Below are 23,486 nucleotides of genomic sequence, written 5' to 3' on the forward strand. Positions count from 1 at the left end.
CGAGCGCCATCAGGGGATATCGACGGTGAGTGTTAACCGCCGTACCCGTGATTTACTCTTCGCTGTCACCAGAGCTGGTTAAGGTCACCGGCTCTTGCACTTCAATCAGGTCGACCTTTTGCAGACCGCGTGGCAGCAAGGTGCCTTTACGGCCGCGCTCGGCGCGGAATTTGCTCAAATCATCAGGCTTGATGGTCAGCTTACGTTTACCCACATGCAAGGTCACACTGGCTTGAGCTGAAATCAAGCGCAGATGCAGTAGCAACTCTTCGCGTGCCGCCGCGCGCGCCGATGGAATGGTGACTATCTTGTTGCCTTTACCTTTGGACAGCTGTGGCAGATCCGCGACCGGGAACAGCAGCATACGTCCTTCCGAGGTGATGGCCATCAGCAGGTCATCATCGCGGGTGACATTCAGTGGCGGCAACACCTTGGCGTTATCCGGCAGATTGAGCAGTGCCTTACCGGCGCGGTTACGCGCCACCAGATCGGCGAAGGTACAGATGAAACCGTAACCGGCGTCAGAGGCCAACAGCAGTTTCTGGTTGTCCTCTTCCATCAACACCTGCTCGATGACCGCGCCTGGAGGCGGTGTCAATTTGCCGGTCAGCGGCTCGCCCTGACCACGGGCCGATGGCAAGGTGATCGGATCGAGCGCATAACTGCGTCCGGTGGAGTCGATAAAGACCACCGGTTGGTTGCTCTTACCACGGGCAAACCCGCGGTAGGCATCGCCAGCTTTGTAGCTTAAGCCCGCGGCATCCACATCATGGCCTTTGGCGCAGCGCACCCAGCCCATTTCGGACAACACCACGGTCACTGGCTCGGCTGGGGTCAGGTCACGCTCGGTCAGTGCTTTGGCTTCGCTACGCTCAACCAGCGGCGAGCGACGTGTATCGCCAAAGCTGTCGGCATCGGCCTGCAGCTCTTTTTTCATCAAAGTGTTCAGACGGCGCTCGGAGCCCAGCAGAGCTTCCAGTTGCTGACGCTCTTTTTCCAACTCTGCTTGTTCAGCGCGAATACGCACTTCTTCCAGCTTGGCCAAGTGACGCAGTTTCAGCTCTAAAATGGCTTCGGCTTGGGTTTCGGTGATGCCAAAGCGCGCCACCAATACCGCTTTCGGTTCGTCTTGCGTGCGGATGATATCGATCACTTCATCGATATTGAGGAACGCAACTAGCAAGCCTTCCAGAATGTGCAAACGCTTGAGCACTTTTTCCAGACGGTGCTGCAGACGGCGACGAATGGTATCGCGACGGAAAGTCAGCCACTCGTTCAAAATAGTGACTAAGCCTTTAACCGCCGGACGGCCATCGAGACCCAGCATGTTGAGGTTCACCCGGTAGCTCTTTTCCAGATCGGTAGAGGCAAACAGGTGGTTCATCAGCATGTCGACATCGACGCGGCTGGATTTCGGCACGATCACCAGACGGGTTGGGTTTTCGTGATCCGACTCATCGCGCAGGTCATCGACCATCGGCAGCTTCTTGGCGCGCATTTGCGCGGCGATCTGCTCCAGCACTTTCGCCCCAGAGCACTGGTGTGGCAGGGCGGTGATGATGATTTCGCCGTCCTCTTTTTTCCACAGTGCGCGCATGCGAATCGAGCCGCGACCGGTCTGGTAGATTTTTTTGATGTCACTTTGTGGGGTGATGATTTCCGCTTCGGTCGGGTAATCCGGACCTTGTACGTGCGTCATCAGCTCATCGAGCGTGGCATCCGGCTTATCAATCAGTAACGAGACTGCGCCGACAATTTCGCGCACGTTGTGTGGCGGAATATCGGTGGCCATCCCCACCGCAATACCGGTGGTGCCGTTCAGCAAAATGTGCGGCAGACGAGCTGGCAGCCATTTAGGCTCTGGCAAGGTACCATCAAAGTTGGGCTGGAAGTCGACCGTGCCTTGACCGAGCTCACCGAGCAGCACGTCGGCCATTTTCGACAGGCGTGATTCGGTGTAACGCATGGCGGCGAAGGATTTGGGATCATCCGGCGCCCCCCAGTTGCCCTGACCGTCGATCAGCGGGTAGCGGTAGGAGAACGGCTGCGCCATCAGCACCATGGCTTCATAGCAGGCGCTGTCACCGTGCGGGTGGTATTTACCCAGCACGTCACCCACGGTACGGGCGGATTTTTTGTACTTGGCAGCCGCATTCAGCCCCAGTTCGGACATGGAGTACACAATCCGGCGCTGTACCGGCTTGAGGCCATCGCCGATAAACGGCAAGGCACGATCCATGATCACGTACATGGAGTAGTTGAGGTAGGCATTTTCGGTAAACACGCGCAGCGACTGGCGTTCGGTGCCGTCGTTGTCATCGCGCTCGATGCCGCCCTGAGTCAAATCTGTCATCGGGTGTTCCTGTGTACGTTAATCAGGCTTCAATGTCCGCCAGATCGCCCTTGCTTTGCAGCCAGTGGCGGCGGTCTTCCGAACGTTTTTTCGCCAGCAGCATGTCCATGATGTCGAGCGTTTGCTGCAGATCATCGATGGTCAGTTGCACCAAGCGGCGGGTGTTCGGATCCATGGTGGTTTCGCGCAGCTGCAGCGGGTTCATCTCACCCAGACCTTTGAAGCGCTGTACGTTGGGTTTACCTTTTTTCTTTTTCAGGCGCTCAAGAATGCCGTTCTTCTCGTCTTCGTCGAGGGCGTAGTGCACTTCTTTGCCCAGATCGATACGAAACAGCGGTGGCATCGCCACATACACGTGTCCTTGTTCGACCAAGGTGCGGAAATGGCGCACGAACAACGCGCACAGCAAGGTGGCGATGTGCAGGCCGTCGGAGTCGGCATCGGCGAGGATACAGACTTTCCCGTAGCGCAGCTGGCTTAAATCATCGCTGTCCGGATCGATACCAATGGCCACTGAAATGTCGTGCACTTCTTGCGAGGCCAGCACTTCATCTGAGGAAACCTCCCAGGTATTGAGGATCTTACCGCGCAGCGGCATCACCGCCTGAAACTCGCGATCGCGCGCCTGTTTGGTTGAGCCGCCCGCAGAGTCACCTTCGACCAAAAAGAGTTCGGTCTTACTCAAGTCTTGTGACGAGCAGTCGGCCAGTTTACCGGGCAGAGCTGGGCCGGAGGTGAGCTTTTTACGCACCACTTTCTTGGCGGCGCGCATCCGGCGCTGGGCACTGTTAATCGCCAGCTCGGCCAGTTGCTCGGCATATTGCACGTTCTGGTTCAGCCACAGGCTAAATGCATCTTTAACCACCCCAGAGACAAAGGCCGCGCTTTGGCGTGACGACAGGCGCTCTTTGGTTTGGCCAGCAAACTGCGGATCTTGCATTTTCAGTGACAAGACATAGGCGCAGCGATCCCAGATATCTTCAGGGGACAGCTTCACGCCGCGCGGCAGCAAGTTACGGAATTCGCAAAACTCACGCATCGCATCCAGCAGACCTTGGCGCAGGCCGTTAACATGGGTGCCGCCTTGGGCGGTGGGGATCAAGTTAACGTAACTTTCGCCAATCAGCTCGCCGCCTTCAGGCAGCCAGACTACCGCCCAATCGGCGGCTTCGGTATCGGTCGACACCGCACCGGTAAACGGCGTTTCTGGCAGGGTGACAAACTCTTTGACCGCATCAATCAGGTAGTCATTCAGGCCGTCTTGATACAGCCAGCGCTGTTCGGTGTTGTTGACCTTATCGGTAAAGACGATTTCCAGCCCCGGACAGAGCACGGCTTTGGCTTTCAGCAGGTGGGTCAGACGACTGACCGAGAACTTGGCCGAATCAAAATAGCTGGCAGTCGGCCAGAAGTGCACACTCGTACCACTGGTACGGCGGCCACAGGTGCCGATCACGGTCAGATCTTGGATTTTTTCGCCGTCCGCAAAGACGATCGAATAGATCTGGCCATCGCGCTTAACGGTAACTTCAACCCGGCTCGACAAGGCGTTGACCACAGAGATCCCCACCCCGTGCAGACCGCCGGAGAACTGGTAGTTTTTGTTGGAGAATTTCCCGCCGGCGTGCAGGCGACATAGGATCAATTCGACCCCTGAGACACCTTCTTCCGGGTGGATATCTACCGGCATACCGCGACCGTTATCAATGACTTCAAGTGACTGATCGGCGTGCAAAATGACATCGATACGGGTGGCATGCCCGGCCAGCGCTTCATCCACGCTGTTGTCGATCACTTCCTGCCCGAGGTGGTTCGGACGCGTCGTATCGGTGTACATACCGGGCCGGCGACGCACCGGCTCAAGGCCACTGAGAACTTCAATGGCATCGGCGTTATAACTGGACTGGGTCATGGTATGTATATATTTACAGGTATTTGGGCATTATGGTCGTCAGGCGGCCATAAAAAGTCAAGGCGTGGTTAGCCCGAGAAAGGCAATTATGGCAGCAAAATGGCGTGAAAAACCAGTAAAGGCGTGATTGCCACCCGGCTCTACGGTTGCGCGGCTGTGCGCGAAGTAATCGACCGCCTGCCGGTAATCCAGCACTTCATCGCCAGTTTGCTGTAACAGCCAGAGTAATTGTGGCTGTGCTAGGGTCGGAAGGTGCAAATCCAGCAGCTGCTGCATGTGCTCCGGCCCCAGAATGTAGTCTTCGCCGGTATACGGGTTGTGGTTCGGGCCGAGAAAGTTTTGCAATAGCTCAAACGGGCGTACCGCAGGGTTAATCACGACCCCACGCAGGCCATAGCGCTGCGACAAGTAAGTGACGTAATAACCGCCGAGTGACGAGCCAATCAAGGCCGGCGTTTCTCCTGCGGCCTGACAGGCTTCAATCAGCGCACACACCTTGGCCATCGCCGCTTGCGGGGCATACGGCAGGGCGGGGATGTGCATCTGTACCTGCGGGAGCGCGTCGGCCAGCCAGTCTCGCAATTCGGTGGCTTTGGCCGAGCCGCTCGAGCCATTAAAGCCGTGCAGGTAAATCAGGGTCGCCATCAGTACCCCTCCGATTCCATATCTGGGCTAAAGCGTTGGTCGGTTAGACGGTGGACTTGCGTTTCGACGCGGCCATCCGGCAACAGATCCAGATAACGCCAGCCCGGTGTGAGCTGATCGAGGGTAAAATTGGTGCAGTGTGCCTTGAACTGAATGCAGGTGGACGGCGTTGCCAGCAAGCGGCGACCATTCCAGTTCAGATCCATCTCTTGGTGGATGTGACCACACAACACCACTTTGGCCTGAGGACGGCTGCTGAGCACCTCATCCAGCACGTGGCTGTTACGTAGGCTGTGCTGATCCAACCACGTACAACCCGAAGGCAGTGGATGGTGGTGCAGCAAGATGGCGGCATGGCGCTCAGGATGCGCATCAAGGCGCGCAGCTAGCCAGTTCAGCTGGTAATCACTCAGCTCGCCATGCGGGACACCCAGCACCTGACTGTCGAGCAGAATCAGTTGCCAGTGATCGCCAAGCAGCACCTGTTTGGAAGGCTGGATCCCTTTACCGCGCAGGCCATCGACCATTGCTGGCTGAAAATCGTGGTTTCCGGGCAGCCAGACGCACGGACTGCCCAGACGGCTGATGCCATCGGCAAAGCGGTCATAGGCTTCCAGCGAATGGTCTTGCGCCAAATCGCCAGTCGCGACAATCAGATCGACCGGTTGCTGTTCGGCAATTTGCTGCTCGGCAACAATGGCATCCAGTACCGCATGGTAGCTTTGCAGGGTGTTAATCCCCAGCAGGGCTCCCTCTTCGTCGGCAAACAGATGCGTATCTGTGATTTGCAAGAGTCGAACCCGCTCAGTTGCAACCGGCGGTTGAAACAGGCTTTCCAAGTGCTTTCCTTCGTATTGTGGGTGTTGTAGTCACTTATTTATGCGGTGCCTGATCTATTCGGCGTCTGATGCGCCTTGGATGCTGGACGTTACTGGCCGAGCATCGGGATACGCATAGGCAATAGGCACCGTGAATGGTGATATGCAGTTTATCTGATAATTTGAATTATTTCGGTGCATTTTATGGATCAGTGATGGATCCCCAAATGAAATTATCAGAATTGCTGCACGGCACACATTTCTTCTTTGTCATGTTTTCGGCGCTGCGTTTTGCCGCTTTGTGCGCTGTCTACCGGGGTTACTTCACGTTTAACCAGCGTTTTCGTAGTGCATCACCATGCAACGCCAGCCATTGCAGAGCAATAATGGTGGCGGCGTTATCAATGCGTCCGCGCTCCATCAGCATCATGGCCGTTTGGCGGTCAACCACGTGCACTTTGATATCTTCGTGCTCGTCTGCCAGCCCATGCAGCGTGCCGGATTCGGGCGCGACCACTTCGCCGACAAACAACGATAAGCGCTCACTGCTGCCACCGGGGCTGGCCAGATAGCTTAGCATCGGCTCGCAGCGTTGTACGGTCAGTCCAGCCTCTTCTTGCGCTTCACGGCGCACCACTTGCTCCGGGCTTTCTCCCGGATCGATAATCCCCGCCACTAACTCCAGTAACCACGGGCTAGCGCTGGTTTCCAGCGCGGCAATCCGCAACTGTTCGACCAACACGATTTTATCTTGTTTCGGATCATACGCTAATAAGGCGGCAGCATGTCCGCGTTCAAAAATTTCTCGGCTCACTTCGCCGCTCATCCCACCAGCAAATAAGCGATGGCGAAAACGGTAACGGGTGAGGCGGAAAAAACCGTTATACAGCGGTTGCTTGTCCACCATCTGAATGTCAGCTTCGGTAAAGTCAGTTGGCAGCAAGTCAGACGGGGTGTTACGCTTCAAAGATACCATGGTCAAAAATTGTCCTTAAACACTGCAGCTATGTCGTACGGTTAAAGTAACGTACTGAAACTAAAGGGATGCGTGGATGGTTTTCCTTTTTTTTTCGCTAAATCTTTAATCAATATGGCACGGAAAACCTATTCCTCGGCAGAGACTTTGATACACTAGTGCGCAGTTTGACGGTTACTGATCATACAACAATGCGTCAGAGAAAATTATTGGAACAAGGAATAGCTATGAAGAAGATTCTGCCCATCCTGATCGGATTGAGCATCGGTAGTATCAGCATGTCAAGTTATGCAGATTCCTTACTGGATATCTACCAGCAAGCCAAAACGAATGATCCGGTGCTGCGTAAAGCAGCGGCAGACCGTGATGGCGTGGTCGAGCAGATTAATCAGGCGCGTGCCAGTCTGTTACCACAATTGAATGCTACCGGTACTGCTGATTACAGCCGCAGCAATTTCAACACGGTGAATGAGCAGAATCAGACCGCCGCTAAATTGAACCTGACTCAGTCTTTATATGACCGCGCCAATTGGGTACGTCTGACTCAGTCTGAGAAACGTGCTAGCCAAGCCGAAGTGAATTACTCTGCAGCACAGCAGAATCTGATTTTACGTGTGGCGAATGCCTATTTCGGTGTGCTGCGTGCGCAGGATAATCTGACCGTAATTCTGGCCGAGAAAAAAGCCGTATTCCGCCAGTTAGAGCAGACTAAACAGCGTTTCGACGTGGGTTTGGTAGCGATCACTGACGTGCAAGATGCACAGGCTCAGTACGACCAAGTGCGTGCGAGCCAGATCACCGCGCAAAACGATCTGGACAACAGTCTGGAAAACCTGCGTGAAATCACCGGTAACCTGCCAAGCCAGATCAACATTCTGGATACCAAGCAGTTCAGCACCGATATGCCGCTGAAAATTGATCAGCTGATGAAAGAAGCCGATGCCAAGAACTTGAACTTGATGTCTGCCCGTTTGGGTCAAGAGCTGTCACGTGAAGGTGTGCGTTTGGCGTCTTCCGGTCACCTGCCGACCTTAGGATTGCAAGGCTCCGTGGGTGTGTCCGATACCAACGTGACATCAGGCCCAACACCATCCGCTAACGGTGATTCGACCTCGGTGGGCGTGGTGCTGTCTATCCCTATCTACAGCGGTGGCCGCACCAGCTCTGAAGTACGTCAGGCCGAATACGGTTTTATCAGCTCAAGCGAAGCGCTGGAGCAAGCGTACCGTGAGATCCAGAAAAACGTTCGTGCAGCGCACAACAACATTGTGGCGTCCATCAGCTCCATTAAAGCGAACGAGCAAGCCGTGGTCTCTGCCAAGAGTGCCTTGGATGCCACCGAAGCGGGCTATGAAGTGGGTACTCGTACCATCGTTGACGTGTTGAACAGCACCCGTAGCCTGTATAACACCAACCGTCAGCTGGCGAATGCCCGTTACGATTACCTGATTAACACCCTGAATCTGCAGGGCGCGGTCGGTGTGTTGAATGAAAACAACATTCTGGTACTGAACAAAGTACTGAACACGCCATCGCCAATTATCCCAGAAGAGTCTATCCAGTAAGTTAGCGTTAACCGGCGTGTTTACAGGCCGGTGTACTGACGTTAACCGGATACTTCTCGGTACATTCTCGGTAAATGAGTGCCAGTCTGTTATTGCTAGCAGGCTGGCATTTTTTATTGGCATTTTTCGTTGGGGATGGATAATTTTTATACAGCGCGGTTATGCTTGCGATAAGTTATGGTATAGCTAAGTTATGCTAGTACTCGGCCGTCATGCTGGTGTCGTCGGTGACCTGTGGCGTGTTACGGCTTTGAACGAACCGTGAATGACACTTTATCTCTCTCGCATCTCTTGGTGAGCGCTTTGCTGGGTTTTTACTGCGCTGATGAGAGGCGAAGCAGTGCTCACTTTTAGATTGGAAACGGATTTTCTCATGTTACAAGCGTTAAGGCGTGTTACCGGTTTTGTGGCGGTGCTGGGGCTGCTGTGGGTGTGGTCGGCACCTTTATTGGCTCGAGAAACCATTGGCGTGGTGTTATCCGGCGGCGGGGCTCGCGGCGCGGCGCATATTGGCGTGCTGCGTGAGCTAGAGCGGCTGCAGATCCCCATCGATTACATTGCCGGTACCAGCTTTGGCGCTTATATCGCTGGCCTCTATGCCATGGGCATGAGCGCGGATGAAATTGAAGTGCTGGTGCAGCGCATTGACTGGCGGCAAGGCTTTGTCGATAAGGTGGATCGCTCGGAGCGCCCGATTCGTAGCAAGCAGCGCGAAGATGTGTTCCAGCTGCGGCCAAATATCGGTTTTGATGGGCTGACCCTGAAATCGCCTAAAGGCTTGGTGCAAGGCCAGTCGATGGCGGTCTTGCTGCGCGATTCGGTAAAAAATCTGCCGGTGATCAATGACTTTGACCGCTTACCAATCCCGTATCGCGCGGTGGCGACCGATATCGAGTCGGTGACCGAAGTGGTGATGGCGCACGGTCACCTGCCGACCGTGATGCAAGCCAGTATGTCGGTGCCGGGAGCATTGCCACCGGTGCGCTATGAAGGGCATCTGCTGGTGGATGGCGGGGTGGTCAATAACCTGCCGGTCAGCGTGGCACGGGCGATGGGCGCCGATGTGGTGATTGCCGTTGATATCGGTGCCGATTTGGCAAAAGCCGATCAGCTGGATAATGCCTTGTCGATCATGAACCAGTTGTCGACCTTTATGGTGCGCAAGAATACCGCCGAGCAGGCAGCGCTGCTGGGTAAACGCGATGTGTTGCTACGCCCGAATGTCAGTGATATGTCGATGGCCGCCTTCGATCGCATGCCGGAGATTATCGCGCGCGGTGAGAATTCAGCGCGCGGCGCCGAGCGCGATCTGGCCCGTTACAGTGCTAGCCCGGAAGTGTACGCCGCGTACCAAAAACGCAAGCAAGCGCTGCGTAAACACCTGACGTATCTGCAATCGGGCACCAAGATTGATGATATCGTCATCGTCAACCAAAGCCGCTTTGATGAACACCTGATCCGCAGCAAACTGGCTTTAACCCCGGGCATGAGCTTAAGCGATGCCGAGATGGAAGCGCGGGTGCGGCGTCTGCATGCGCTGGGAAATTTTGAACGGGTGGATTACCAGCTAGAAAAACGCGGGGTGCGTCAAGTGCTGGTGGTGAAGGTGCGCGAGAAAACGTGGGGGCCGAACTACTTAGATTTTCGTTTTGCCTTGGAAGACACCCTGTCGGGCAATACCAGTATTCAGCTAGGCGGCGGAGCCACCTTTACTGGCCTGAGCCGTTATGGTGCGGAAGCGCGCTTGGAAGGGGTGCTTGGTTCAGATAAGTGGTTCAAGGCTGAATTATATGCGCCTATCGTGCCGAATCAGCGCTATTTCACCTATTGGCGCGCGCAAGTCGACCGCTTTGATCGCAACCTCTATTTTGCCTCTGACAGTAACAATGTGCTGGTGAACCGTTATGCGGTGAACTGGGGCGAAGTGGCGTTCGGCTGGCAGCCATTACCGTGGCAACAGACGCTACTGGGGATGCGTTACGTCGATGGCAAGATCACCCCGCAAATCTTCAAACAAGCGGGATTGGAAGGGCAAAACGTCGGTCCGTATCTGGGGGTGAACTACGATACCTTGGATAACATCGCCTTCCCGCGCAGTGGGGTGAAGATGGACTTGGATCTGGCCTACCTGCAATCACGTTTGCATACCCAAGGGGGCGATGAGACCTTCTATTCACGCACCGCATTTACCGATGTCAATATGGATCTGGTGACGGCCACCGGTTGGGGACGACATGCCCTGATCGGCAAGTTCTCTGGTGGTGCGTTGATCTCCGACGATCCGTTAGCCGGATTGTTGCGACCAAAAGACATGGGCGGCTTCTTGCGCTTATCCGGCTTTGAACACAATCAGCTCTCTGGCCAATACGCCACGTTTGGCGCACTGATTTATCAGTATCGCTGGCGTGATAACGATTTTGGTCTGTTCCGCGCGCCGCTTTATTTTGGTATGTCAGTGGAGCATGGTCGGGTGTGGGATAAGTCCAGCTCGCTGTTTGATCGGGCCTATCAGGAGCCGGTGTGGGCCAGTAGCGTGTTCACCGGGATCGACTCCCCGATTGGGCCGATTTATTTTGCCTATGGGCAAGCCGAAGGCGGACACCATGCGGTCTATTTCACGATTGGTCGCTCATTGTAAGTCTCACTGAGGTTGCGGTTTTACCGGCAAACGTGAGCTGAAAGGAGGCAATCGGCTATGCCGTTATTGAACACAACAACTGTGTAACATTTGTTTTAAGTTCAGGCGGAATTCTGCTAGTCTGAGGCTCCGAGAAGGGACTTTCTGTAACCCAAAAAGTGATACGCGAACAGACAAGGACAGGGGCGTCGGCAATCCGGCAAGCTCCGACAATCAGGACATACAAAGAAGAGGAATTCGTCGTGCTAGAAGCGTACCGTCAACACGTAGCTGAGCGCGCTGCCGAAGGTGTGGTAGCCAAACCCCTGGATGCCGCACAGGCTGCGGCTTTGGTCGAATTGCTGAAAGCCCCGCCAGTGGGTGAGGAAGCGTTTTTGCTTGATCTGCTGGCCAATCGTATTCCGCCGGGTGTGGATGAAGCGGCCTATGTGAAGGCCGGTTTTCTGGCGGCGGTGGCGCGTGGTGAAGCGCATTCCCCGATTGTCAGCGCAGAATATGCCACGGAACTGCTGGGTACCATGCAAGGTGGTTACAACATCCAGCCATTGATTGATCTGCTCGATGATGCGCGTTTGGCGCCGATTGCGGCCAAAGCCCTGTCGCAAACCCTGCTGATGTTCGACAGCTTCTATGACGTGGAAGACAAAGCCAAAGCCGGCAATGATTTCGCGCGTCAGGTGATCCGTTCATGGGCTGAAGCTGAGTGGTATCTGTCGCGCCCGGCGGTGGCCGACAAGATGACCGTTACCGTATTTAAAGTCAGCGGTGAAACCAATACCGATGATTTATCCCCTGCGCCTGATGCATGGTCGCGCCCAGATATCCCTCTGCACGCCTTGGCGATGCTGAAAAACCCACGTGATGGAATTGACCCTGATCAGCCCGGCAGCATTGGCCCGATCAAGCAGCTGGACGCGTTAAAACAAAAAGGTTTCCCTTTGGCCTATGTGGGCGATGTGGTCGGTACCGGCTCTTCACGTAAATCGGCCACCAACTCCGTGCTGTGGTTCATGGGCGACGATATTCCGTTTGTGCCGAACAAGCGGGGCGGCGGTGTGGTGCTGGGCAGCAAAATTGCCCCGATTTTCTTTAACACCATGGAAGATGCGGGCGCACTGCCGATCGAAGTGGATGTGAGCTTGCTCAAGATGGGCGATGTGATCGACATTTTCCCGTATTTGGGTGAGATCCGCCGTCACGACAGTGGCGAGCTGGTGGCGCGTTTTAGCCTGAAAACTGATGTGCTGTTGGATGAAGTGCGTGCCGGTGGCCGTATTCCGCTGATTATCGGCCGTGGCCTGACTGCCAAAGCCCGCGAATCGCTAGGTCTGCCGGCCAGTGACGTGTTTAAAACCCCAGCGGCGGCGCCGGATACCGGTAAAGGTTATACGCTGGCGCAAAAGATGGTGGGTAAAGCCTGCGGCGTGGCGGGCGTACGTCCGGGAACCTATTGTGAGCCGAAGATGACCTCGGTGGGTTCACAAGATACCACCGGCCCGATGACCCGCGATGAGCTGAAAGACTTGGCTTGCTTGGGTTTTTCCGCCGATCTGACTATGCAGTCATTCTGCCATACCGCCGCCTATCCAAAGCCGGTGGATGTGCAAACACACCATACGCTGCCTGATTTCATCATGAATCGGGGCGGTGTGGCGCTGCGTCCTGGCGATGGCGTGATTCACTCTTGGTTGAACCGCATGTTGCTGCCGGATACCGTGGGGACTGGCGGTGACTCGCACACCCGCTTCCCTATTGGTATTTCTTTCCCTGCTGGCTCTGGTCTGGTGGCGTTTGCTGCGGCGACCGGTGTGATGCCGCTGGATATGCCTGAATCGGTGCTGGTGCGTTTTCGTGGTGAGATGCAACCGGGGATCACCTTGCGCGATTTGGTGCATGCCATCCCGTATTATGCCATTCAGCAAGGTCTGCTGACGGTGGAAAAACAGGGCAAGAAGAACATCTTCTCGGGTCGGATTTTGGAGATCGAAGGGCTGTCGCAGCTGAAAGTGGAGCAAGCCTTTGAGCTGGCCGATGCCTCTGCCGAGCGCTCTGCCGCCGGTTGTACCATCAAGCTGGATAAAGAGCCGATCATCGAGTACCTGAACTCCAATATCGTGCTGCTGAAGTGGATGATTGCCGAAGGTTATGGCGATCGTCGTACGCTGGAGCGCCGTATTCAGGGGATGGAAGCCTGGTTGGCCGATCCGAAGCTGATGTCGGCGGATGCCGATGCGGAGTACAGTGCGGTGATCGACATCGATCTGAACGCGATTCGTGAGCCAATTTTGTGCGCGCCGAACGATCCGGATGATGCGCGTCTGCTGTCGAGCGTAGCCGGTGACAAGATTGATGAGGTGTTCATCGGCTCGTGCATGACCAACATCGGTCACTTCCGCGCCGCCGGTAAGATGCTGGACAAGTTCAAAGGCCAGATCCCGACCCGCTTGTGGATTGCGCCGCCGACCAAGATGGATGCTGCGCAGCTGACCGAAGAGGGCTACTACGGCGTGTATGGCCGCTCTGGGGCACGCATTGAGATCCCAGGTTGCTCGCTGTGTATGGGTAACCAAGCGCGCGTGCGTGATGGGGCAACCGTGGTGTCGACCTCAACCCGTAACTTCCCGAACCGTTTGGGGACCGGAGCGAACGTCTACTTGGCTTCTGCCGAGCTGGCAGCACTGTCAGCGGTACTGGGGCGGATCCCGAGTGTCGATGAGTATCTTGCGGCCATGCGTGAAGTGGATGCGACTGCTGCAGACACCTATCGCTACCTAAACTTTAACCATTTGCCGGAATATACCGCAAAAGCCAATGCGGTGATTTTCCAGACGGCGGTGTAAGTGAGCGGATGCTGCTGTTAGCCAAGCTGAATCTGGAGTAATCAGGGTTCACTGAGGTTAATGGGGTTAATGTAGCCAGTGAATTTAGCGCGTTAATAACGGGAGGCCATACGGTCTCCCGTTTTTTTATGCTTGGCTTTTTTCGGCGTGTCTTTTAGGGCACGGGTTTTTCGCTACGGCTTGGCTATCACCGGTTTGGCTATGACGGGTTTTGTTATGTCCGGTTTTTTATGAGATGCGTTGGCGCAGCCAGTGGGGCGCGGTAGGATAGTGCATATGACATGAGGTAACGCCGCAACAACCGCGGCAGTAGTAGCAAAGTGCGGAGGCGGTATGGATTATGAATTTCGACGTGATTTGATGGGCGCGGTGAAAGCCGAGTTTTCCATGGGGCACGAAGCGGTCGGGCGCTGGTTGAATGATGAAGTGGCTGGTGACCAAGAAAAAATTGCCACTGTGCTGGCCGGTATCGACAGTGTGCGTGGCTCGGAGCGGCAATGGCAGTTAGTCGGGCGTGAGTTTACGTTGCTGATGGACGGTGAAGAGGTGATGGTGCGCGCCAATGTGATGAATTTTTCCAGTGACCAGCTGGAAGATGATTTGCAGTACTATGATGAAGAGAGCCTGAGCCTGTGTGGCTTGGAGGATTTCGAGCAAGCGCTGCTGGCCTATCGTCAGTTTTTAACGGAGCGCTAATTAGGCTGGCGCTGCACGCGCCCAGTTTATACCCTTCCTACTTGAAGCTGCAGCGGTGTTGGCTACGTTCGTTCACCCCAATCACATAGTTTGCCTATGTTCATGGGGATTCACTCACTTGCCGCCTACCTGCAACTCCAAGTCGTTTGGGTATAGCCGAACGAGATATGTGATGCCGCAAAGGTGAACGGAATTGACCGTTTTCCCTTGCGGCTTTTTTCGGCCTCAATAGGCTGTCTTCTGTCTTCTGTCTTCTGTCTTCTGTCTTCTGTCTTCTGTCTTCTGTCTTCTGTCTTCTGTCTTCTGTCTTCTGTCTTCTGTCTTTTTCTTGGTGAGCTTTCGCTTGGGCGCGTAACCGCAATATAAGCAAGTTGTGGCATAGTTGTAGTGTGGCTGTAAATATTGCTTGACCTTCCGCCTGCTGGAAGCTTTAGCCTGCATGTACGCAACGCGGAGTGAACCGTGGATAAACAACAGGAGCGGCTATGCAGCGCAGAGACTTTCTAAAACTGGCCTCTATCGTGGGTCTCAGCAGCAGTTGGAGTGGCATGGTGTGGGCCAAATTGGGCATTCCCTCGCGCGCTTTACCTGTCCCCCCGCTGGTCGTGGCCGATGCCGAGCAGCCGGTGGCGCTGACCTTACAAACCGGCATCAGTTATTGGCATGCCGGATTACCGACCCCAACGTGGGGCATCAATGGCCCGTTTCTGGGGCCAGCACTACAACTACAGCGTGGTCAGCGCACCGCCATCAAGGTGATTAATCAGCTACCGGAAGCGACCACCATTCACTGGCACGGGCTGGAGATCCCCGGCGATCAAGATGGCGGTCCACATCAGATGATCGCTCCGGGAGCGAGCTGGACGGCGCAGCTGACGCTGGATCAGCCTGCGGCGACCTGTTGGTTCCATCCGCATCCACATCAAGTGACCGGACGCCATGTCGCCATGGGGCTGGCCGGTTTATTACTGCTGGAAGATGACGAGAGCCGCCGGTTGGCGCTACCCAAAGAGTGGGGTGTGGATGACATTCCGCTGATCTTGCAAGATCGCCGTTTGCAGGCCGATGGGCAGATAGATTATCAGCTGGATGTGATGAGTGCGGCGGTCGGGTGGTTTGGTGACGTGATGCTGACCAATGGCGCGGTGTACCCACAGCATCGAGCACCGAAGGGATGGCTGCGTTTGCGGTTGTTAAACGGCGCCAATGCGCGCAGCATGAAATTAGCCTGCAGTGACGGTCAGCCGTTACAGGTGATTGCCAGTGACGGCGGCTTTTTGGCCGCGCCGGTTGCTGTACCAGAGCTAGAGTTGCTACCCGGTGAGCGTTTTGAAGTGCTGGTATCGACTCACAGCGGCAAGCCGTTTGACTTGCTGCTGCTGCCCGTTGGTCAGATGGGGATGACCTTAGCGCCGTTTGATAAGCCGCTACCGGTATTGCAAATCCAGCCGAGCGAACACACGGGCGTGACCGATTTGCCGGCCAGCTTAGTGGCATTACCGGCGTTAGTGACGCCATTGCCAGCGGTGACGCAAACCTTGCACCTGAGTATGGATCCGGAGCTCGACCGATTAGGGATGCAGGCGCTGATGGATAAATACGGACCAGCGGCGATGGGCTCGATGACTGGCGGGCATGCTATGCATGCCATGCACGGCATGCCGAGTGCGCCGGCGGCCAGTGCAGAGAAAAAGGTCAGTGATCCGCATGCCGGCCACGGCGCTAGCCCTGCTCACGCTGCGTCTAGCAAGGCGGCGAGTGAGAGTGTCAGTGATGAGGGCGCGATGAGTATGCCGACCATGGCGCATGGCGAACATGCTGGCCATGACATGGCCGCTGGGCAGCATGATATGAACGCGGCCAGCTCAAAGCCAGATATCCTGCACGGTAATCGGATCAACGGCCAGACTTTCTCGATGACGACTCCGGCATTTCATGTCCCGCAGGGGCAGTGGCAGCGCTGGATCATCTCCGGTAAAGGCGACATGATGCTGCATCCGTTCCATGTGCATGGCTGTCGTTTTCGCATTCTGCGCGAAAACGGCCAGACGCCGCCGCTGCATCGTCAGGGCTGGAAGGATATCGTGCGTGTCGAAGGCGATGAGAGCGAGATTTTGGTGCAGTTTCGCTTCCCGGCGGGTCAAGCTCATCCTTACATGGCGCATTGCCATCTGCTGGAGCACGAAGATACCGGCATGATGCTGTCTTTTACCGTGGGTTAACGCCTCAATGAGCCAGTAACTCTGCGATGTGAGTGTGATAAATGCGAGAGCAACAGCCGGTAGTTTTCTGACCGGCTGTTTTTTTTATGTGCAGAGCCGGAAAGGGGGATGACAGGCGACGGCGAATCCGTATAATCAATCGAAATGATAGTTGTTATCACTCGTGTTACTTGAATTGAACGGACTGTCAGACGGCGTATTCGCCTTCGGCGTCAGCATACTCCAACGATAGCTCACATAACGATAGGGATAAAAGAACAGATGAAGCGTACGTTTAGCTCTCTGGCATTACTGGCTGCCACCTTGGTTTCCGGCACTGCGCTGGCCGCTGACAATGAAGTGAATGTGTATTCTTATCGTCAACCGTATCTGATTGAGCCGATGCTCAAAGAGTTCACCAAAGAAACCGGCATCAAGGTCAACATGGTGTACGCCGAAAAAGGCTTGGTGGAGCGCCTTAAGCGTGAAGGTGAGTTGAGCCCTGCGGACGTGGTGCTGACCGTGGATATCAGCCGCGTGATGGAAGTGGTGAATGCCGGTTTGGCGCAGCCACTGCAAGATGCGGTGCTGGAGAAAAATATCCCCGCGCAATACCGTGACTCGGATGGCCGCTGGTTTGCGCTGACCCTGCGTGCGCGTGCCATTTACTCCTCGAAAGATCGTGTAGGTCCTTTGCCACTGAGCTTTACCTATGCGGATCTGGCCGATCCGAAGTACAAGGGTAAAGTGTGTGTGCGCTCCGGTAAAAACGCCTATAACGTTTCGCTGGTGGCGTCGATGATTGCCCATCAAGGGGTAGAAAAAACCCGTGCGTGGCTGGAAGGCGTGAAGGCTAACTTGGCGCAAAAACCACAAGGTGGCGATCGCGATCAGGTGAAAGCCATTAAAGAAGGTGTGTGCGATCTGGCGCTGGGTAACAGCTATTACTTAGGTAAGATGCTGGAAGATGACAAGCAAAAGGCGTGGGCTGAATCGGCGATCATTAACTTCCCGAACCAGCAGGCCGATGGTACGCACGTCAACATCAGTGGTGTGGTGCTGACCAAGTATGCGCCAAACAAAGATAACGCAATCAAACTGATGGAGTTCCTGAGCGGCGATACTGCGCAGCACATGTACGCGGAAGTGAACTATGAATACCCAGTGAAAGCCGATGTGGCACCATCGGAGCTGGTGGCGTCATGGGGCACTTTCAAAGCAGATAAACTGCCGCTGGAGACCATCGCCAATAACTACAATCAGGCTCTGCAGCTGATTGATGAAGTGAAGTTCGATCTGTAAGTCGATTGACGGTGTTGTACACCGACAGGCAGACATTGATGCACAGGGACAGGGAGAGTTTCTCCGCTGTCCCTGTTGTCGTTGCTGCGCCGGCACAGACCTGATGATGAAGTTGTATCATGCGTAAACCGAAAAATCTGGGCTGGGGCCTTGCCGCATGGCTGTGCGGGCTCTTGCTGGTCGTTCCGATTGCGGCCATTTTCTTTGAGGCGTCATCGCCTTCCGGTGAGCTGTTTGGTCACCTGTGGGACAGCGTACTGAGCAGTTATCTGACCAATTCGCTGCTACTGGTGGCGGGCACGGTGGGCTTGAGCTTATTGCTCGGCTTACCGGCAGCTTGGCTGATGGCGATGTACCGCTTTCCGGGCCAAAAAGTGTTGCAGTGGGCGCTCTGTTTGCCGTTGGCGCTGCCCGGTTATTTGGTGGCCTATCTGTATACCGATTTGCTGGACTTTTCCGGGCCGGTGCAGGGCAGTTTACGTGCCTTGTTTGGCTGGCAGACCCTGCAAGATTACTGGTTTCCTCCGATCCGCACCTTAGGCGGCGCCTGCCTGATTTTGGCGCTGGTGCTCTATCCGTATATTTATTTGCTGACCCGTACCGCCTTGATGGAGCAATCATCGACATTGCTGCAATCGGCGCGTTTGTTGCGTGCCTCGCCGTGGCAGGTACTGTGGCGGGTGTGTTTGCCGCTGGCGCGTCCGGCGATCGCCGTGGGGGCATCGCTGGTGGCGATGGAAACCTTGGGCGATTTTGGTACCGTGGCCTATTTTGCGGTGCCGACCTTAACCACTGCGGTGTATGACACTTGGCTGGGCTATGGCGATCTGAGTGCGGCGTCTAAAATCGCGGCGCTGATGCTGCTGGCGGTGTTTGTGCTGGTCAGTTTAGAACGCTACAGTCGGCGGCGTCAGCGCGTCTATCAAAAGCATATGGGGCGTGAAGCGCATGAATTGACGCCGCTGCACGGTTGGCGCTCTGCCGGTGCGCAGCTGTATTGCTGGACGCTGGTACTGCTGGCGTTTGGCTTGCCGATCGGTAAATTGTTGTATTGGGTGATGCTCTATTTTGAGCAGTCGTGGACGGCGCAGTTTTTAACTTACAGCTGGCACAGTCTGAGTGTGTCTCTGTTGGCATCCGGTCTGACCTTGTTGGTGGCGCTGTTGCTGAACTTTTATCACCGTTTACAGCCACGCAATTACAGCAGCGTGCCGATGCGTTTGGCCTCTTTGGGCTATGCGGTGCCGGGCACTGTGCTGGCGATTGGTTTGCTGATCCCGCTGACTGGCGCCGATCACGGGTTAAATGCACTGGCTAAGTCGTTGGGGTTGCCGCTGCCGGGGTTGGTGTTCAGTGGCTCGTTGCTGGCGCTGGTGTTTGCCTACAGTGTGCGTTTCTCGGCGATGGCGGTCGGTGGGGTGGAGAGCACCTTGGCTAAGGTGTCGCCGTCGCTGGATATGGTCAGTCGCACACTGGGTAGCCGTCCGCTGTCGATGTTGCGGCGGGTGCATCTGCCGTTGCTGCGTCGCGGGTTATTGACCGCGGCAATGATGGTGTTTATCGAAAGCATGAAAGAGCTGAATGCCTCTTTACTGCTGCGGCCATTTAACTTTGACACGCTGGCCACCCATGTCTTTACCTTTACCTCCGATGAACAGCTGGAGCTGGCGGCGTTGCCGGCGCTGGTACTGGTGCTGGTGGGTCTGTTGCCGGTGATTTGGTTGAACTTGTCGTTACAGCGGAAGTCCTGATATGTATGCGTTATCTGCTACCGACCTGACCTGCCGTTATGAAGGCAAGGCGGTGTTGCAAAATCTGTCACTGCATGTGGCACCGAATGAAATTCTCTGTCTGCTTGGCAGCAGTGGTTGCGGTAAAACCACCTTGCTCAAAGCGATTGCCGGCTTGTTGCCGCTCAGTGATGGCGAGATCTTGATTGCCGGTGACAGCATGAGCTGCGCAGGGATGACGGTTGCGCCAGAGCACCGCCATCTGGGCATGATCTTTCAAGACTACGCGCTGTTTCCGCACTTAACCGTGGAGCAAAATGTTGGCTTTGGTTTGCATGGGCAACCGAAAGCGCAGATCCGCGCGGCGATCGCGGAGATGCTGGCGTTGGTGCGGCTAGATGGGCTGGAAAAGCGTTTCCCGCACGAGCTCTCCGGTGGCCAACAGCAGCGGGTGGCGATCGCGCGGGCGCTGGCCTGCAAGCCGGCGTTGCTGTTGCTGGATGAGCCGTTTTCCAACATCGATACGCAGGTGCGTTTTGCCATGATTGAGGAGATCCGCCGGATCTTAAAAAATCGTGGAGTGGCGGCCATTTTCGTTACCCACAGCAAAGAAGAGGCCTTTGCTTTTTCCGAGCGCATGGCGGTGATGAACGAAGGGCGCATTGCGCAAATCGGTGAGCCGTCGGCGCTGTATCATCAGCCGCACAGTCGCTTTGTGGCCGATTTCCTCGGCTCGGCCAATTATCTGCTGGCCACGGTGGGCGAGGATAAGCAGACGCTGGATACTCTACTGGGGCGCTTTACCTTCCCTGAAGTATTGCCGTTTGCTGCCGGCAGTGAGGTGGAGTGGATGCTGCGTCCGCAGCAGATGCAGCTGCGCGCCGATCCGAACGGTGAAGCGGTGGTGATCAGTCGCCAGTTCCTCGGTAGCATCAGCTGTTATCATGTGGAGCTGGCGGGGGTGTGTTTGATGATCCACGCCAATACGCCATTGCAGCCGGGTGAGCGTGTGCATCTGGCGGTAGATTGCCAAGTGCCGGTGTTGTTTGCTCGTTAAGGTGCCCGTCAGTCAGTAGGCGCAAGAGAGTGTCTCTTTTCGGTTAATTTAGGTTAATCGGGAAGAGGCGTCTTGTGTTGCCATGTGCGGGTTCGTTTTCTCTTCTCTCTTCTTCTCTTCTTCTCTTCTTGCTTTTCCCTTCTAAGTTTTCCTGCTTGCAGATCTCTGTTCTCTTGGCCTTGGCTGTCTTGAGGAGAACGCAGGGAAAAAAGCACAGCTCTGGCGATTAAGTTAGACCATTTTTAGCCAAGAAAATTGATGATTATTTATGCGCGAACGTAACCAAATATAGGCGCTTAATCGGTGGATTTGACCGATTCTGTTCGACATATTCTGTTACCGTTTTCACCGCCCTTTACATCTAGGGATGCAACTAACCGTGAGCGAACATGAACGGCGGTAACCGGTTGTAAGGTGGCAGCGCAATTGGCTTACGCAGTACGTCATCGGTGGCGTTGTTTCTAGCGGGTAACGGTATCTTTCTGTGATCAGTTTTTTCATCCCAATGAGGTTTTAAGCTGGATGGAACTGATTGAGCAATAAACACTTTTTTACGCAATGCGCCAGCGTAAGGCTAGCATCAGCCAGTGCGCTGAGTAGACTGCCTAATCAAGACGTGCTGCCTAAAACAGCCATCGTATTTGGGATGCGAGTGGTGTTTTATGTCGGTCACGCCGCGAACTTAGACTCAGGCAAGCATTGTTTATTTGGCAGGCAGAGTCACGTGACTAGCGTGATGTGTGTAACTGCAAAACAGGCCTGATAAATCAATTTTTTGCCTTCAGAATGATAACGAGGCGCGCAATGAAAAAAACAGTAATCGCTCTGGCTCTGGCCGGCATGGCATTCGCCGCATCTACCCAAGCAGCTCCTCAATCTGGCACTTGGTATACTGGTGCCAAACTGGGTTGGAGTCAGTACTACAGCCTGTCTGATGACAGCAACATGACCGTAACCGACACCAAGAAAAACAACGTGGGTGGCGGTATCTTCGGGGGCTACCAGTTTAATCCATGGTTAGCTGCTGAATTGGGTTATGACTACATGGGTAACATGCGTGTGCATACCCTGCATGATGGCGACGGCCGCTTCAGCAGCCAAGGTATTCAACTGACCGGTAAACTGAGCTATCCGCTGCCAATTTGGAACAACAGCATGGATATCTATACCCGTCTGGGGATCATGGGCTATCGTGCTGATATGCGTAATCTGGATAACACCCACTTTGATCACAACGGTGACAAGTACGGTGTAGCGCCAGTGGCGGCATTGGGTGCCGAATATGCCTTTAACGATCACTGGTCTGGCCGTATGGAATACCAGTGGGTGGGCAAAATGGGTAAAGAGTCCGATACCGGTATGAAAGCCGATAACGGTATGCTGAGCCTGGGTGTTGCGTATCACTTCGGTGAAGCTGCGCCAGTGCCAGCGCCAATCCCTGCTCCGGCGCCAGAAGTGGAAACCAAGCATTTCACGCTGACTTCTGACGTGCTGTTCAACTTCAACAAAGCTACCTTGAAGGCCGAAGGTCAGCAAGCGCTGCAAAAACTGTATAGCCAAATCGGTGACATGGGTCTGACTAATCAGAGCATGATTGTGATTGGTTATACTGACCGTATCGGCTCTGACGCTTACAACATGAAGCTGTCTAAAGAGCGTGCGCAGTCTGTAGCCGACTATCTGGAACAACTGGGCGCACCAGCGAACATGATTAGCGTGGAAGGCCGCGGTAAAGCGGATCCAGTAACCGGCACTAAATGTGACGGGATCCATAACCGTAACGCGCTGATTGCTTGCTTGGCACCCGATCGTCGTGTAGACATCGAAGTTCAAGGCACTAAAGCGCAAGTGGTTGACGTACAACAGGCGCAATAAGCGTACGTTGAGCCTCTCTGTGTAATACCAGTTATCATCAATCCAAAAATCCTCGTCTGGCCTTGGCCGACGGGGATTTTTTTATGGTGCCGGACGGGAGGTAGGTGCGAGAGCGGCAGTCGACCGGAGTCTCTGGTATACTTGCGCGGTCCGGAGTGGCGTGCTGTGTGTCCGCACGGGGCGTCAGTCAGCCCGGTCACGCTCTTAAACCGGTTGGCGTGCGGCGGAACTGTCTTGCGGTGGAACTGCTCGCGGTGGAACCATGCGCGGCAACCTCAATAACGTTATTGAAAATCAACTGGATAAAATCAATGAAACATACCGTTGAAGTCATGATCTCCGAGCAGGAAGTCAAAAACCGGATTGCTGAACTGGGTGCCCAAATCACGGCGCATTATCAGGGTAGCAATGACTTGGTGTTAATCGGCCTGCTGCGCGGCTCATTCATGTTTATGGCGGATTTGGCGCGCAGTATCGATCTGCCGCAAGAAGTCGACTTCATGACTGCATCCAGCTATGGCAACAGCATGAACAGCAACCGTGATGTGCGGATCCTGAAAGATCTGGATGATGACATCAACGGTAAAGATGTGCTGATCGTCGAAGACATCATTGATACCGGTTATACCCTGAGCAAGGTGCGTGAGATTTTAAGTCTGCGTAGCCCGAAATCCTTGGCTATTTGTACGCTGCTGGATAAACCAGAGCGCCGCGAAGTTGAGGTGCCGGTGGAGTGGGTTGGCTTTACCATCCCGGATGAGTTTGTGGTGGGTTACGGCATCGATTATGCGCAAAAATACCGTAATCTGTCGTACATCGGCAAAGTGGTTCCGCAAGAGTAAGTCTGCGAATGCCAGGAATTTCAGCTTGCTGATGTT

The 23,486-nt window shown here is 54.9% G+C and carries 15 protein-coding genes; 10 read left to right on the top strand and 5 right to left on the bottom strand.

What is annotated here, in order from left to right:
• Positions 1-52: 52 nt before the first annotated feature.
• The 5 genes from parC to nudF all read right to left on the bottom strand — a co-directional run bounded on the left by parC (position 53) and on the right by nudF (position 6,704).
• Positions 53-2,353, bottom strand: a complete 2,301-nt coding sequence (gene parC, locus NCTC9997_RS02045; RefSeq protein ID WP_064977173.1) for a DNA topoisomerase IV subunit A — start codon at positions 2,351-2,353, stop codon at positions 53-55.
• 22 nt (positions 2,354-2,375) lie between these two features.
• The gene (gene parE / locus NCTC9997_RS02050) at positions 2,376-4,265 is read right to left on the bottom strand and encodes a DNA topoisomerase IV subunit B (protein WP_064977174.1); all 1,890 of its coding nucleotides are present in this window, start codon (positions 4,263-4,265) and stop codon (positions 2,376-2,378) included.
• A gap of 57 nt (positions 4,266-4,322) precedes the next feature.
• Positions 4,323-4,910 carry an esterase YqiA gene (gene yqiA, locus NCTC9997_RS02055; RefSeq protein WP_039046517.1) on the bottom strand — a complete coding sequence of 196 codons (588 nt, stop codon included), beginning with the start codon at positions 4,908-4,910 and terminating at the stop codon, positions 4,323-4,325.
• Positions 4,910-5,749 carry a 3',5'-cyclic-AMP phosphodiesterase gene (gene cpdA / locus NCTC9997_RS02060; RefSeq protein ID WP_064977175.1) on the bottom strand — a complete coding sequence of 280 codons (840 nt, stop codon included), beginning with the start codon at positions 5,747-5,749 and terminating at the stop codon, positions 4,910-4,912. The genes yqiA and cpdA overlap by 1 nt, the downstream gene beginning before the upstream one ends.
• Before the next feature lie 298 nt (positions 5,750-6,047).
• A complete protein-coding gene (gene nudF, locus NCTC9997_RS02065; protein WP_052181361.1) occupies positions 6,048-6,704 on the bottom strand; it encodes an ADP-ribose diphosphatase in 657 nt (218 codons plus the stop codon).
• Between the two features lie 227 nt (positions 6,705-6,931).
• Between nudF and tolC the strand changes: the two genes are divergently transcribed.
• The 10 genes from tolC to hpt all read left to right on the top strand — a co-directional run bounded on the left by tolC (position 6,932) and on the right by hpt (position 23,450).
• Positions 6,932-8,269 carry an outer membrane channel protein TolC gene (gene tolC / locus NCTC9997_RS02070; RefSeq protein WP_064977176.1) on the top strand — a complete coding sequence of 446 codons (1,338 nt, stop codon included), beginning with the start codon at positions 6,932-6,934 and terminating at the stop codon, positions 8,267-8,269.
• A gap of 373 nt (positions 8,270-8,642) precedes the next feature.
• The gene (locus NCTC9997_RS02075; RefSeq protein ID WP_039046514.1) at positions 8,643-10,907 is read left to right on the top strand and encodes a patatin-like phospholipase family protein; all 2,265 of its coding nucleotides are present in this window, start codon (positions 8,643-8,645) and stop codon (positions 10,905-10,907) included.
• 242 nt (positions 10,908-11,149) lie between these two features.
• Positions 11,150-13,747, top strand: a complete 2,598-nt coding sequence (gene acnB, locus NCTC9997_RS02080) for a bifunctional aconitate hydratase 2/2-methylisocitrate dehydratase (RefSeq protein WP_064977177.1) — start codon at positions 11,150-11,152, stop codon at positions 13,745-13,747.
• 333 nt (positions 13,748-14,080) lie between these two features.
• Positions 14,081-14,443 carry a YacL family protein gene (locus NCTC9997_RS02085; protein ID WP_010862583.1) on the top strand — a complete coding sequence of 121 codons (363 nt, stop codon included), beginning with the start codon at positions 14,081-14,083 and terminating at the stop codon, positions 14,441-14,443.
• A 485-nt stretch (positions 14,444-14,928) separates the two neighbouring features.
• Positions 14,929-16,665 carry a multicopper oxidase CueO gene (cueO, locus tag NCTC9997_RS02090; protein ID WP_064977178.1) on the top strand — a complete coding sequence of 579 codons (1,737 nt, stop codon included), beginning with the start codon at positions 14,929-14,931 and terminating at the stop codon, positions 16,663-16,665.
• A 261-nt stretch (positions 16,666-16,926) separates the two neighbouring features.
• Entirely contained in the window at positions 16,927-17,946 is a 1,020-nt protein-coding gene (locus NCTC9997_RS02095) for a Fe(3+) ABC transporter substrate-binding protein (protein WP_010862581.1), read from the top strand.
• Positions 17,947-18,065: 119 nt separating this feature from the next.
• Positions 18,066-19,697 carry an ABC transporter permease gene (locus NCTC9997_RS02100; RefSeq protein WP_064977179.1) on the top strand — a complete coding sequence of 544 codons (1,632 nt, stop codon included), beginning with the start codon at positions 18,066-18,068 and terminating at the stop codon, positions 19,695-19,697.
• A 1-nt stretch (position 19,698) separates the two neighbouring features.
• Positions 19,699-20,733 carry an ABC transporter ATP-binding protein gene (locus NCTC9997_RS02105; RefSeq protein WP_064977180.1) on the top strand — a complete coding sequence of 345 codons (1,035 nt, stop codon included), beginning with the start codon at positions 19,699-19,701 and terminating at the stop codon, positions 20,731-20,733.
• 804 nt (positions 20,734-21,537) lie between these two features.
• Positions 21,538-22,608 (top strand): porin OmpA, encoded by a 1,071-nt coding sequence (gene ompA, locus NCTC9997_RS02110; RefSeq protein WP_010862578.1) that lies wholly within the window; start codon positions 21,538-21,540, stop codon positions 22,606-22,608.
• Between the two features lie 311 nt (positions 22,609-22,919).
• Positions 22,920-23,450: a hypoxanthine phosphoribosyltransferase gene (gene hpt, locus NCTC9997_RS02115; RefSeq protein WP_010862577.1), complete on the top strand. Its 531-nt coding sequence runs from the start codon at positions 22,920-22,922 to the stop codon at positions 23,448-23,450.
• The last annotated feature ends 36 nt before the right edge of the window (positions 23,451-23,486 follow it).

Source organism: Plesiomonas shigelloides, from assembly GCF_900087055.1.
GTDB classification, from domain to species: Bacteria; Pseudomonadota; Gammaproteobacteria; order Enterobacterales; family CAMTGL01; genus Plesiomonas; species Plesiomonas shigelloides.